Annotated in this window: 11 protein-coding genes; all 11 read right to left on the reverse strand. The window is 38.0% G+C overall.

Translation table 11 applies throughout. The features are described from left to right. Positions 1 to 14 precede the first annotated feature (14 nt). The 11 genes from rimP to rpsB all read right to left on the reverse strand — a co-directional run bounded on the left by rimP (position 15) and on the right by rpsB (position 14,880). Positions 15 to 491, reverse strand: coding sequence for a ribosome maturation factor RimP (gene rimP, locus VK91_RS05620; RefSeq protein ID WP_004269252.1), 477 nt, complete (start codon positions 489 to 491; stop codon positions 15 to 17). A 335-nt stretch (positions 492 to 826) separates the two neighbouring features. Next, positions 827 to 5,158 (reverse strand): PolC-type DNA polymerase III, encoded by a 4,332-nt coding sequence (locus VK91_RS05625; protein WP_112117501.1) that lies wholly within the window; start codon positions 5,156 to 5,158, stop codon positions 827 to 829. A gap of 268 nt (positions 5,159 to 5,426) precedes the next feature. Then, positions 5,427 to 7,133 carry a proline--tRNA ligase gene (locus tag VK91_RS05630; RefSeq protein WP_048391566.1) on the reverse strand — a complete coding sequence of 569 codons (1,707 nt, stop codon included), beginning with the start codon at positions 7,131 to 7,133 and terminating at the stop codon, positions 5,427 to 5,429. Between the two features lie 131 nt (positions 7,134 to 7,264). Further along, the gene (gene rseP / locus VK91_RS05635; RefSeq protein WP_048391568.1) at positions 7,265 to 8,527 is read right to left on the reverse strand and encodes an RIP metalloprotease RseP; all 1,263 of its coding nucleotides are present in this window, start codon (positions 8,525 to 8,527) and stop codon (positions 7,265 to 7,267) included. 46 nt (positions 8,528 to 8,573) lie between these two features. After that, positions 8,574 to 9,719, reverse strand: a complete 1,146-nt coding sequence (gene dxr, locus VK91_RS05640) for a 1-deoxy-D-xylulose-5-phosphate reductoisomerase (protein WP_004269256.1) — start codon at positions 9,717 to 9,719, stop codon at positions 8,574 to 8,576. 52 nt (positions 9,720 to 9,771) lie between these two features. Then, complete coding sequence (locus VK91_RS05645) at positions 9,772 to 10,572, reverse strand: phosphatidate cytidylyltransferase (protein WP_048391571.1); 801 nt, start codon at positions 10,570 to 10,572, stop codon at positions 9,772 to 9,774. Further along, positions 10,569 to 11,363: an isoprenyl transferase gene (locus VK91_RS05650; protein ID WP_004269258.1), complete on the reverse strand. Its 795-nt coding sequence runs from the start codon at positions 11,361 to 11,363 to the stop codon at positions 10,569 to 10,571. The genes VK91_RS05645 and VK91_RS05650 overlap by 4 nt, the downstream gene beginning before the upstream one ends. Positions 11,364 to 11,672: 309 nt before the next feature. Continuing rightward, on the reverse strand, positions 11,673 to 12,230 hold the full coding sequence (gene frr, locus VK91_RS05655; protein WP_004269259.1) for a ribosome recycling factor: 558 nt from the start codon (positions 12,228 to 12,230) through the stop codon (positions 11,673 to 11,675). Continuing rightward, positions 12,230 to 12,955, reverse strand: coding sequence for a UMP kinase (gene pyrH / locus VK91_RS05660; RefSeq protein ID WP_004269260.1), 726 nt, complete (start codon positions 12,953 to 12,955; stop codon positions 12,230 to 12,232). Before pyrH ends, frr begins: the two co-directional genes overlap by 1 nt. Before the next feature lie 216 nt (positions 12,956 to 13,171). Next, complete coding sequence (gene tsf / locus VK91_RS05665; RefSeq protein ID WP_016994555.1) at positions 13,172 to 14,059, reverse strand: translation elongation factor Ts; 888 nt, start codon at positions 14,057 to 14,059, stop codon at positions 13,172 to 13,174. Positions 14,060 to 14,160: 101 nt separating this feature from the next. Further along, a complete protein-coding gene (rpsB, locus tag VK91_RS05670; RefSeq protein ID WP_004269262.1) occupies positions 14,161 to 14,880 on the reverse strand; it encodes a 30S ribosomal protein S2 in 720 nt (239 codons plus the stop codon). Between the last annotated feature and the right edge of the window lie 55 nt (positions 14,881 to 14,935).

Here is a 14,935-nt window from a genome sequence, read left to right on the forward strand (position 1 = left end):
CTCCTAAATATGCTTTATGCAGAAAAATCGATGGCAAGTCGTGCCAATGCGATTTTTTCTTGTTCAATTGTTACTGTTATTTTACGTGTTTTAATACGCACTTCCATCACTAATGTATGTTCATCGTATGACGTTAAGTAGCCTTGGAATTCCTTCATGTCCTTGATGGGCTCATAGGTTTTTACATAAATAAACTTGCCAACTGCTTTGACAAAATCCGTATCTTTTTTTAATGGACGTTCCGCTCCAGGCGAAGAAACTTCTAAATAATAGTTTTGTGTAATTGGATCTTTTTCATCCAATAACAAGCTTAGTCGTTCACTCACTTGAGCACATTGATCTATGTCAATTCCACCCTCAGGTGTATCAACATAGACACGTAAAAACCAGTTTCGTCCTTCTTTTACGAACTCAATATCCACTAGCTCAAGATTTAACTCATCCACAATTGGTTTAGCGAGCTCTTCAATTAAAGATGGTACTTTGCTCATTATTTCCTCCTGTATTTATCAAATTCTAGCGTATGAATTGTTCATCACTATCAGGTTAACGCAGTAATGAACCATAATAAAACAGAAATTCCACCAGTTGCTTTGGTGAAATTTTACGGTCTTACCTGCTGTTAGTCAAAATTTGTTTTGCTACGGTTAAACAACAGAAAAGAGCGGGTATGCCCCACTCTTTTGCTGGAAAAATATCAACAAATTATTACCATTAGAATAGCACAGTTCTCGACACAATGCAAATTTCCTTCATTATAGATAACCATATTGTGTCAGGAATTTGAATTTACATTGTGACCTTTCCATGCAAAACAATTGTAATACTAGAATAGCGATAACTGATTAGCATCAGGCATGCCTTCTAAACAACCAAGCTGGTCCATGTATTCGATAAGCGTTTTGGAAACACGACCACGTTGCTGTAAATCTTCCTTGGATAAAAACTCTCCCTCTTCACGAGCAGCTACGATCGTTTTCGCCACGTTGGTTCCAAGACCCGGAATTGCATCGAACGGAGGGATTAGTGAATTGCCATCAATGACAAACTCACTAGCTTGGGAACGATATAGGTCAACCTTTTGGAAACTCATACCTCGCTCACACATTTCTAATGCAAGCTCCAGCACCGTTAATAAGTTTTTCTCTTTAGTGGATGCATCTAAGCCTTTCATATTGATTTCATCAATCCGTGCTCGAATCATTTGCGATCCTTGCACCATTGCAATTAAATCAAAATCATCTGCTCGAACTGTGAAATACGCTGCATAATAAAGGATTGGAAAATGTACCTTGAACCAGGCAATTCGTACTGCCATTAGCACATATGCTGCGGCATGGGCTTTCGGGAACATGTATTTTATCTTTTTACAAGATTCAATATACCAACCTGGTACTTTATTGGCGAGCATCTCGGCTTCAAATTCTTCTGATAATCCCTTCCCTTTACGAACAGATTCCATAATTTTGAAGGCTAGTGACGGCTCTAGACCTTGATAAATTAAATACACCATAATGTCATCACGACAACCAATTACTTCTTTTAGCACACATGTACCGTTTTGAATTAATTCTTGTGCATTCCCTAGCCATACGTCTGTTCCATGGGAAAGTCCAGAAATTTGTACAAGTTCCGAGAATGTCGAAGGCTTCGTATCTTCTAGCATTTGACGTACAAAACGCGTACCGAATTCTGGTATACCTAGTGTCCCTGTCTTACAGCCAATTTGCTTTTCTGTAACACCTAAAGATTCAGGAGAACTAAAAATTTTCATGACGACAGGATCATCGGTCGGAATTGTTTTAGGATCGATTCCCGATAAATCCTGTAACATTCTGATCACCGTTGGATCATCGTGTCCAAGTATATCTAGCTTTAAAATATTGTCATGAATAGAGTGGAAATCAAAATGGGTTGTACGCCATTCTGCATCCTGTGCATCTGCAGGGAATTGCACTGGAGAAAAATCATAAATGTCCATATAATCTGGAACAACAATAATTCCTCCAGGGTGTTGCCCAGTTGTACGTTTTACTCCTGTACAGCCTTGAACTAAACGATCAACTTCTGCTCCACGAAAATGTAAATTATGATCATTTGCATAGCCTTTCACATAGCCATATGCTGTTTTCTCCGCAACTGTACCGATTGTTCCAGCACGGAATACATAATCCTCACCAAATAGCACCTTTGTATAGTTGTGCGCTTGAGGCTGATATTCACCCGAAAAATTTAAATCGATATCTGGTACCTTATCACCTTTGAATCCAAGGAAGGTTTCAAATGGTATGTCTTGTCCATCTTTTTTATAAGGTGTTCCACATTCCGTACAGTCTTTATTTGGTAAATCAAAGCCTGAGCTGACAGATCCATCATCGAAAAACTCGGAATGTTTACAACTAGGACAAATATAGTGAGGCGGTAATGGGTTAACCTCTGTGATTTCCATAAAAGTGGCTACTAATGAGGAACCCACCGAACCACGTGACCCTACCAAATAGCCATCAGCTAATGATTTTTTCACTAGCTTGGCAGAAATTAAATAAATTACACCAAAACCGTGTCCCAAAATCGATTTTAACTCTTTTTCAATTCGAGCTTTCACAATTTCCGGTAACTCCTCACCATAAATACGATGGGCCATTTCATAAGTTAAATTGGTTACTTCATCATCGGAGCCCTCAATTTTTGGTGTATATAGGTCATCCTTAATCGGTTTAACGTCCCCAATACTTGCTGCTACTTTTTGAGCATTCGTCACAACCACTTCTTTTGCAAGGTCCGGTCCTAAAAAATCAAATTCTTTCAGCATTTCATCAGTTGTTCTAAAATGGACTTCTGGTAGCTTAGAACGATTTAAAATATTTGCTCCACCTTGTGAACCAATAAGTATTTGCCTAAACATCCCATCTGTCGGATCTAAATAATGAACATTTCCAGTTGCAACAACAGGTTTATCTAGCTTCTTCCCGAGTTTAACAAGTTTACGGATAATATCTTCTAATGTCCATTCATCACGTACAACATTGCGTTCGATTAATGGTGCATATACAGCCTTCGGTTGCACCTCAATATAATCATAAAAACGAGCGACTTTCTCTGCTTCCTCTGGAGACTTATTCATCATTGTTTCGAATACTTCACCATTACTGCAACCTGATCCAACTAATAAACCCTCACGATATTGTTCAAGCACAGCACGTGTCACCCGAGGAACACGATAGAATGTTTTTGTATGAGAGTGTGAGACGATTTTAAATAAGTTTTTTAAGCCTGCATTATCAACTGCTAAAATTGTACAATGCATAGGTCTACCTTTTTTATAAGCATCCCCACCACCAATATGCTTATTGAAGTCATCATGGTATTTAATAGCTAGCTCATCAGCATCCTTTAATAGCTGCAGCAGTAGAAATCCTGTCGCCTCTGTATCATAAATTGCTCGGTGATGCTGTGTTAATTCAATATTGAATTTTTTACACAGTGTATTCAAGCGATGGTTTTTCATTGTAGGATAAAGCAATCTTGCTAGCTCTAATGTATCAATGACAGGATGGACTGTGTCTTCAAGACCAAATTTTTTATAGCCTGTATATAGGAAGCCAATATCAAATGATGCGTTATGAGCGACAACGATTGCATCTCCAATAAAGGCATGAAATTCTTTAATGACCTGCTCTACCTCTGGTGCATTTCGAACCATATCATCCGTAATACCTGTTAATTCAATGGTAGTAGCCGAAAGTGGATGATGTGGATTTGCAAAACTTTCATATTTATCAATAACTTGTCCATCTTTAATTTTAACTGCAGCCAATTCAATAATGGTATCATATGCAGTTGATAGCCCTGTCGTTTCTACGTCAAAAACAACATACGTTGTGTCTGCCAATAAACGATGCTCTGGAGCATAGGCAATTGGTACACCATCATCAACTAAATTTGCTTCCAGACCATAAATAATCTTAATGCCATGTTTTTTGCCCGCTGCATATGCTTCAGGGAAAGATTGCACCACCGCATGATCTGTAATAGCTATTGCTGGATGCCCCCACTTTGCAGCTTGAGCAACAAGCCGATCAACAGGTGTAACAGCGTCCATTTGGCTCATTGGTGTATGCAAATGTAACTCAACACGCTTTTCACCCTCTGGTGCTAAATCTTGTCGTGTTTCTTTTTTGATTTCATTAATATCATTCGCCATAACTATTAAATCACGAATAAACGTATCAGTTTGCACAGAGCCTCGAACTTTAACCCACATGCCCTTTTTCAGATGTTGCATTAATTCAGCATCATCATTGTCACGAGAAAACATTTTAACAATGATGGAATCTGTATAGTCGGTAATTTTGATTTGTAATAAGGAGCGTCCACTTTTTAATTCTTTTATTTCCGTATCAAAGACAAATCCTTCAATAATAACACGGCGTTCTTCTTCAACAATCCGTTTAATTTCCATGATTTCATCATCTTTAATATGCATCCCAAGTTGGAATGGACGGTCGCCAAGGTTGGCCAGTGCCGGATTGTCTTTCTTCTCTTGCTCACGCTTTTGGAAATCTTGCATCGCTTGCTGTGCCAGAGCCACTTCTTCCAGACGTTTCTGCTCCATAAATGCTTCCTGTGCCGCTATCATTTCTTCCGTTTCTTCTTGTAGCACAAAGTCGATTGCCATACGAGGGAAACCAAATTGACCATAGCTTTCTGCTAGTTTGTCCGCATACTTCGTTTTGAGCATCATAAATTCCATTTCCTGCATACAGGATAAAGTCATTTTTTGGCCGTTCCATGTTGGTATTTGAGTGATGAGACAATTTTTAAGCGTTGGAGCCATCTCATCAATTTGTTCCACAACATTTAGCCAGTACGCTTGCACCAGTTCCTCTGTGACATTTTTTTCTAATGTTTCAAATGTCGTATTAACTTGTGCTATCGTTGAAAATTTCTCTGTCAAATGCGTACGGAAAAGCTGATATAACGGAAACGGTAATATATCCTTTAACTTAATTGTGAAATGCCAAAGTCTATCCTTTTTATGAACTGTCAGGCGTGATAGTTCACCTTCCTCAAAAAATGACATATATACATCATCTGTTAACTCTAGTTGTTGCAAGAGCATTCGAAGTCTCATTCTTGCCTCTTGTTGCTGTTCCAATCTAATGACACCTACTTTCAGAAAGAGGCAATTTCTTTAGCCTCATGTTCTAATTCGTCTCAAACGCATGATGAATTCAAGAAAAAAATTCGCTCCCACACTGCGGGCGCTCTTCAAGTTTAACAGATATTTTACCATCTGTTGTTGCTTGCTTGGCTCACTGTCCCGCAGAAGTGTCGCGAATTATTTATATCTATCTTATCAAAATTATACGAAAGCCTCTATTAAAAGCATCAAATTCTAATTATCACCAATTTTTAGCTCGTCATTAATTTTTACGGAAAAATTCATTCAGACGATCAATTACTTCTTCTTTTTTCCATTCAAATGTTTCACCCGTTTGACGGAATTTCACTTCTACAATACCTTCTGTTGCTTTTTTACCAACAGTTACTCGAACAGGTAAGCCAATTAAATCAGCATCAGCGAATTTTACACCCGCTCGTTCAGGACGATCATCTAGTAACACATCATAACGGTATGATTTTAATAAGCCATAAAGCTCCTCCGCTAATGTCACTTGTGCCTCATCTTTTGTGTTTACTGGCACAACATGAATATCATATGGCGCTAATTGTGTTGGCCATGTAAAGCCATTGTCATCTTGGAAGTGCTCCGCTACAGCAGCTAGAATACGAGAAACACCAATACCATAGCACCCCATAATAAATGGTTGAGCCTTACCTTGCTCATCTAAGAAAGTACCATTCATTTTAGCAGAGTATGTAGTACCTAATTTAAAAATATGACCAACCTCGATACCTTCTGCAAACTTAATGTTACCTTGTCCATCAGGAGAAGGATCTCCCTCTTGAATAAAACGAATATCTAAATAGTCATTAACTGCAAAATCACGCTCAGGGTTAACATTGACTAAATGGAATCCATCTTCGTTGGCACCTGCAATACCATTACGGATAGATTTAATAGCATGGTCTGCTACTACTTTTACGTCTACCGGTAATTTCACTGGACCAATTGAGCCAACGCCACAACCTAATAATTCTTGAATCGCTGCTTCACTTGCAAGTTCCACAGACCCTGCATCAAGTGCATTTTTCAATTTGATATCATTAATTTCATGATCCCCACGTGAAAGCACTACTACAAGCTCTCCATCTACATCAAAAACTAGAGATTTGATGACATTAGCAGGTTCTACTTTTAAGAATGCTGAAACATCTTCAATTGTTTTTTGCTCTGGAGTTGCTACTTTTTCTACATCTTTTAGAGCTTCATCAGATGGTTGATAGTCAACAATTACTTCAGCCATTTCGATATTTGCTGCATAATCAGAAGTATCTGAGTACGCAATTGTATCTTCCCCAATTTCAGAAAGGACCATAAATTCATGTGTTCCTTTACCGCCAATCGAACCTGCATCTGCAATAACAGCACGGTAGTTTAAGCCGAGACGGGAGAAAATATTAGAATAAGCACGATACATATCTTCATATGTTTCATCTAAACTTTCACGTGACGCATGGAAAGAATAAGCATCTTTCATGATAAATTCTCTTCCTCGTAGTAAGCCAAAGCGAGGACGTTTTTCATCACGGAATTTGGTTTGAATTTGATACAATGTTAGCGGTAATTTTTTATATGATTTAATTTCATCACGGACTAAAGTTGTAATGACTTCTTCATGTGTTGGCCCTAATGCAAAATCACGGTCATGTCGGTCTTTTAAGCGCATTAATTCAGGTCCGTATTTTTCCCAGCGACCTGATTCCTGCCATAGCTCAGCAGATTGTAGAGATGGCATTAGTAGCTCAATGGAGTTGATAGCTTCCATTTCTTCTCGGATAATTGTTTCAATTTTTGTTAGCACACGTTTTGCAAGCGGTAAATACGAGTATACCCCACTTGTATTTTGACGAATAAACCCTGCACGTAGTAATTGCTTATGTGACTTTACCTCAGCATCAGCAGGTACTTCACGTAACGTTGGGATAAATGTTTTACTTTGCTTCATTCAGTGTTCCACCTTTTTCAATAGATAAGTTTATACTCTCAATAGCATAAACAAATTTAGCTTTGAGCGCAATGTTTCATCGAAATTGCGCTCAAAGCTAGGAAATCAAATTTCATTTAACTGTAAATGAATTAAAAGAAAAATCTTTGTATATCGTTCCATGTAACAACCACCATTAGAATCATGAGTAGGACGATTCCTACAAAATGTACAATACCTTCTTTTTGACGGTCAATTGGTTTACCACGTAAAGCTTCAAAGCCAAAGAATAATAAACGGCCTCCGTCAAGTGCTGGTAATGGAAGTAGGTTCATAATTCCTAAGTTAATACTTAGCATTGCTGCCCAATTCATTAGGTTCATAATACCATACTGGGCAACTTGCTCTGTTGCTTTATAAATACCTACAGGACCTGAAAGTGCGTCTATTGTGAACTTACCAGTAATTAGCATACCTAATAGTTCAAATATTTTCACTGTCATATTATAGGTTTCTTGAGCTCCATAAACAACTGCCTTTAATGGGTTAAATTCTCTGGGACTCTCATAGCGTACACCTATTTGACCATATTTCTCGCCATCCTGCTGGATTTCCTTAACAGTCATATTTAAGTTCACTGATTGTCCATTTCGTTCAACTGTCACAGCAATATCTTCGTTTGGATGATCTTGAACGATTGCAGCTAAATCTTGCCATTTTTCAACTGCTTGTCCGTTAATAGCTGTTACTCTATCTCCTGCCAGCATCCCTGCCTGTGCAGCTGGATCATTCTCTACTACTTCTGTGATAATTGGCTCGTATGTTGGTACACCATGGATCAATCCAATCACTAAATAAATCACAAACGCGAGAATAAAGTTAAACAAAGGGCCTGCAAAGATAGTCATTGCTCGTTGACCAACTGTCTTTGCATTAAATTGACGATCCTGTGGCGCAATGACAAGTTCACGACCATTTTCCACAAGCACACAGTCTCTAGCTACTTGATAACGAACTAGACGTTCTTCTTCATCATAACCCTCTACAAATAACTCCTTCTCTAAATCGGCGCGTTCAACTTCTAAAAATAATAAATCTGGTAACTGCTTATTATTTTGATTGAAAATAATTTTTTTAACAATATTATCTTCATTCACAATAAGCCCTATTCGGTAGCCTGGCTGTAATTCCGTGCCATCCATATCCTCGCCGGCCATACGTACGTATCCCCCGATTGGTAATAATCGAATAGTATACATTGTTTCACCATGCGTTTTTCCATAAATTTTGGGACCCATTCCGATCGCAAATTCACGTACTAAGATACCTGCACGTTTGGCGAATAAGAAATGTCCAAGTTCATGGAAGAAGACGAGCATACCAAATATTAATATAAATGCAATGGCTGTTTGCATAATACCCCACCTTTAATAGCGATTAGTTAACGATACAGTGCTTTCGTTATTTTACCATGTCTAACACTATTTTTCTTGTCTCACTATCCACATGTAATATGGTTTGTAAATCTGGTACTGCAATGTTTTGGTGTGCCTGCATCACACGTTCAATCGTCTCATCAATTTCAAGGAATGTGATTTTCCCTTGTAAAAAGGCTGCAACTGCCGCTTCGTTTGCTGCATTCATTGCTGTCAGAATCGTACCACCCATACGACCAGCCTCATACGCTAAACGCAAAGCAGGGTATCGCTCAAAGTCCATCTCTTGAAAATGTAGTTGACCAATTTGCGCTAAATTTAGTCGCTGACCATTTTGTAATGGTATACGGTCTGGGTAGCTTAAAGCATATTGGATTGGCACACGCATATCGGGTGTACCTAGCTGAGCAATAACACTAGTATCATGATACTCAACTAGAGAGTGAATAATACTTTCTCTATGCAAAAGTACATCTATTTTATCATAAGGCATATCAAATAAAACATGTGCTTCAATGACTTCTAATCCCTTATTCATCATTGTAGCGGAATCTATCGTAATCTTTGCACCCATAGACCAGTTTGGATGATTCAGTGCATCTGCGACCGTCACGTGTTTTAATTGTTCTCGTGTTTTATCACGGAAGCTACCACCAGAAGCGGTAATAATCAAACGTTCGATATTTTTCGGATTCTCACCATTCATCGATTGGAAGATGGCAGAGTGCTCACTATCTACAGGCAAGATGGCTACTTTGTATTTTTTGGCCTCTGCCATCACTAAATGACCAGCAGTTACAAGCGTTTCTTTATTAGCAATAGCAATCGTTTTGCCCATACGAATGGCTGCTAATGTTGATTCAAGGCCTACACTTCCAAGCACAGCATTGACAAGTACAGTCGAATCTGGATGTGTTGCGACCTCTACAAGTCCTTTTGCTCCAAACGTAAATTGGATATTTGGAAACTCTTTAGCTAGTGTTAGTGCGTCTTCTTCTAATTGCACAGAAACTAATTCGGGCTTTAATGTTTCAATCATTTCTCTCGTTTTCTCTAGGTTCTTTCCTGATGAAAAAGCTACTAATTGAAAAGCATCACGTTGTTCTTTTAAGATATCGTAGGTTTGCCAACCAATTGAACCAGTTGCACCTAATAAACTAATTTTTTTCACAACAAATTGTCCCCTTTTTCTATCTAAGCAAATGATTTAGCAAAATGTCTTTTCAATTACCAAATAAATGTAAAAAATGAAGTAGAGGCACGACAAATAATAGACTATCAAAGCGATCTAAAATTCCTCCATGCCCTGGTAAAATATTGCCTGAATCTTTTACATCAAAGTGACGTTTAATAGCAGATTCTACCAAATCGCCCATTTGACCAATAATTGAGGCAAAAATCGTTACAAAAACAAGTGATATATAACCATTTGCGAATGGGTAAATGAGTTGCATACCTACTGCAAAAATAACAGCAATGACTATTCCACCTATAAAGCCTTCGATCGTTTTCTTAGGTGAAATTTCTGGCCATAACTTATTTTTCCCTAATTTTCTACCTACAAAATATGCACCTGAATCCGTTGTCCAAACAACTAATAAGCAATAGACAACATACTCTAATCCAACATTTCTAGTTTCAATTAGATAATGGAATCCTAATCCCACATAAAATGCGCCTAATAAAATAAAGCCAACTTCGTCAAAAGTAATTTTATTTTTTACTAAAACCACGTAAATAAGAAGTAGCATCATTAGACCATAGACTACCATTAGATTAGACGAATAGCCTATTAATTCTACAACCCTTTCACTCCAGTCTTTCGGGATAACCAGTAAAATTAAAGTGATCAGTCCTAAGAAGCCAGGCACAGATAAGATGGAAATCCCTTTCATCTTAAGTATTTCATAAAAACCGACAATAGCCATTGCTAGCACAAGTAAGGCAAATGGTACTTTTCCATAAATAACGAATGGGATAAAAAGTGCTGCTGCAATTATTGCGGTAATAATTCTTTGTTTCAAGTTGTTTCTTCTCCCTTCAACCCACCGTAACGGCGATTACGTTTCTGATAGTTTTCCACCGCTTCGAGTAAGTTTTCCTCACTAAAATCTGGCCACAATGTATCTGTAAACCAAAATTCTGTATAGGCGAGCTGCCATAGCATAAAGTTACTTAATCGCACTTCACCACTTGTACGAATTAAAAGATCTGGTTCAGGTAAATGGGCCGTCATTAAATGAGATGTTAAGCAATCTTCTGTTATGTCTTGCATCGTTAATTGACCGTCCTGCACTTTTTGAAGCATCATTTTCATGGCATTGACCATTTCAGAACGACTACCATAATTCAGTGCAAAATTTAAAATAAGCCCTGTATTATGCTTCGTTTCTTCCATTGCCTCATACAACGCTTTTTGTGTATGGGCAGGTAATAAAGATGGGTCTCCAATCATTTCGACACGTACATTACGCTCCATCATTTCTGGTAAAAAGGAACCTAAAAACTCAACAGGTAGCCGCATAAGAAAATCTACCTCAGGTTTTGGTCTCTTCCAATTTTCAGTGGAAAATGCATAGACAGTTAAGACTTTAATACCCAAGTCTGATGCAAATCTCGTCACCTTACGCACCGTCTTCATTCCTTCATGATGACCAGCCACACGTGGCATAGCTCTTTTCTTCGCCCAACGTCCATTTCCGTCCATAATAATCGCTACATGGGCAGGAATCGGCTCGCTTTTAGCTAGGGCCACACGCTCCTCCAATGATAGTGTATCCATATTTATTTGTTTACCTAATAGCTTTTTAAACATGCTAACTCCCCCACTACAACTAATCGGACGTATACTAACCTATCATAACAAACAAAAGCGCCTTTTGTCTTTTTTTTCCCTCTAAATTGACTATGTATGTACTAGCTTATTTTAGAACTATACACATATTAAAGAATGAGTTTGTTAAATAATGATGATTGTATCATTAATGACCTTTTCACATTCATACATGCTCTCTATTTGAGTAAGCAATTTGGCTATGAATAATAAAGAGAAAAGACGTCCTGTTAAGTATAGGACGCCTTCATCTCATCAAAAAGTTCCATCATAGACGTGTAAAAGGTTTATTTACACCTCTAAAATTTCTTTTTCTTTATCTTTCGCTACTTGATCTACTTTCACAATGAATTCATCTGTTAACTTTTGAATATCTTCTCCATAGCCACGTAGATCGTCTTCTGTGATTTCGCCAGCTTTTTCAAGTTTTTTCAAATCATCATTTGCATCACGACGAACATTACGTACAGCAATTTTTGCATCTTCCGCTTCTTTTTTCACTTGTTTTACTAGATCCTTACGACGCTCTTCTGTTAAAGCAGGAATCATAAGACGAATGACAGAACCATCATTTGTTGGTGTGATACCAATATCTGATTTCATAATTGCTTTTTCAATATCACCTAAAATAGATTTATCGTAAGGTGTAATTACTAATAAACGAGCTTCAGGTATAGAAACACCCGCAAGTTGGTTAATTGGTGTTGCTGCTCCATAGTAATCAACCGAAATACGATCTAATAGAGATGCATTCGCACGACCTGCACGAATAGATGCTAGTTCGCGTGAGAAAGCTGCGATTGTTTTGTTCATTTTTTCTTTAGCTTGTTCTAAAACTTGTTTAGCCATTATACATTCCTCCTAACAACTGTTCCGATTTTTTCGCCTTGTACAGCACGTTTAATGTTACCCGGCTCCGTAATTGAGAAAACAATTAGCGGGATATCGTTATCCATACATAAAGTTGAAGCCGTTGAATCCATTACTTGTAAGCCTTGTTGGATAACGTCTAAGTATGTGAGTGTATCATATTTAATGGCTGTCTCATCCACTTTAGGATCCGCTGAATAAACGCCATCGACATTGTTTTTAGCCATTAAAATTGCATCAGCATCAATTTCTGCTGCTCGTAATGCGGCAGTCGTATCAGTAGAGAAGAACGGATTACCTGTCCCTGCTGCAAAGATAACGACACGCTTTTTCTCAAGATGTCTAACTGCTTTACGACGAATGTATGGCTCCGCTACTTGAGTCATCACAATAGAAGATTGAACACGTGTTTCAATGCCTAATTTTTCAAGTGCATCTTGTAAAGCTAGGGAGTTCATTACGGTTGCCAGCATGCCCATGTAGTCCGCAGCAGCACGATCCATTCCCATTTCACTACCTATTTTCCCACGCCATATATTACCGCCACCTACAACAACAGCAACTTCTACATCAAGATCTACTACTTCTTTTACTTCTTCTGCAACAGACTTGATTATTTTTGGTGATAAACCGAAGCCCGCTTCTCCAGCTAACGCTTCACCACTTAGTTTAATAACTACTCGTTTATATTGCGGTACACTCATTGTAAACCTCCGTAAGACTTTATTTAAAACATCCCTATTCCCTTTTCCATTATAGTATATCTAACAATAATTGCTAGTTGTGAATAAGGCAGAATAGAAAATTATCTTCATTTTTTCATTCACTTCGGAAAAATAGGGAACACGCTATGTTGTGTTCCCCATTTTTTTGTCTAGATAATCTAGATATTATTTGATTAGAATCAAATGCAAGCTAAATTAGTTACCTTTAACTTGGCTCATTACTTCTTCTGCAAAGTTATCTTCACGTTTTTCGATACCTTCACCAACAGCGTAACGTACAAAGCCGTTTACAGAACCACCAGTTGAAGCTACAAAATCACGTACTTTTTGATCTGAGTTTTTAACGAAAGTTTGGTCAAGTAAGCAAACATCTTCGAAGTATTTACCAAGACGGCCTTCAACCATTTTTGCAACGATGTTTTCTGGTTTACCTTCGTTAAGAGCTTGTTCAGTTAATACTTTACGCTCACGTTCAACTTCTTCAGCAGAAACTTCATCACGAGAAACATAAGTTGGGTTGATTGCTGCAATGTGCATAGCAACATCTTTAGCAGCTGCTGCATCAGTAGAGCCTTCTAAAGTTACTAATACACCGATACGGCCACCCATGTGTAAGTATGAACCGAATGCATCTGCATCAGATTTTGTTTTAATTTCGAAACGACGAAGTGTAATTTTTTCTCCAATTGTTGCAATAGCAGTTGAGATTTGATCTACAATTTTTACGCCTTCAGCATTTGCAAGCTCTAAAGCAGCTTCAACTGATGCAGGTTTAGCAGCAAGTAATTGCTCAGCTAAAGATGCAACTAATACTTGGAATTTATCGTTTTTCGCAACAAAGTCAGTTTCAGCATTTACTTCAAGGATGATTGCTTCGTTACCTTGTTCTAAAATATAAGTTGTACCTTCTGCAGCGATACGGTCAGCTTTTTTAGCAGCTGAAGAAAGACCTTTTTCACGTAGGAAATCGATTGCAGCTTCTAAGTCGCCATCAGTTTGTACTAACGCTTTTTTACAATCCATCATTCCAGCGCCAGTTTTTTCGCGTAATTCTTTTACTAATTGTGCAGTAATGTTTGCCATTTAGTGTTTCCTCCTCAAATTGGTTGAACATAATTTAATGATAGGTTCTAAAAAAGGTGATAAGGGTTTTGAGCCACTTATCACCTTTTTGTAAACGTGAATTACTCAGCAGCAGCTTCTACAGCTGGAGCTTCTTCTTCACCTTGTTTTGACTCGATTAAAGCGTCAGCCATTTTAGCAGTTAAAAGTTTAACAGCGCGAATAGCATCATCATTAGCAGGGATTACGTAGTCGATTTCATCTGGATCACAGTTAGTATCAACAATACCTACTAGAGGGATGTTTAATTTACGAGCTTCTGCAACCGCAATACGTTCTTTACGTGGGTCAACCACGAACATTACGTCTGGAAGATCGTGCATATCACGGATACCGCCTAAGAATTTGATTAGACGTTCGTGTTCTTTTTTAAGTTGGATTACTTCTTTTTTAGGAAGAACTTCGAAAGTTCCTTCTTCTTCCATTTTTTCGATTTGTTTCATACGTGCAACACGTTTTTGAATTGTACCGAAGTTTGTAAGAGTACCACCTAACCAACGTTGGTTGATGTAGTAGTTGCCTGAACGTTCAGCTTCATCTTTGATCGCTTCTTGTGCTTGTTTTTTCGTACCAACGAAAAGAACTTTACCACCGTCTTGACCAACTTGACGCATGAAGTCATAAGCTTCCTCTAATTTTTTAACAGTTTTTTGTAAGTCGATGATGTAGATCCCGTTACGTTCAACGAAGATATATTTCTTCATTTTTGGGTTCCAACGACGAGTTTGGTGACCGAAATGTACACCAGCTTCAAGTAATTGTTTCATAGAAATTACTGACATGTGAATTTCCTCCTAATATGTTTGGTTTTTATCCTCCGCATTTATCATCTACAAC

Origin of the sequence: Lysinibacillus sp. LK3, assembly GCF_001043675.1 — a bacterium.
In the GTDB taxonomy this organism is placed as follows: Bacteria; Bacillota; Bacilli; order Bacillales_A; family Planococcaceae; genus Lysinibacillus; species Lysinibacillus capsici.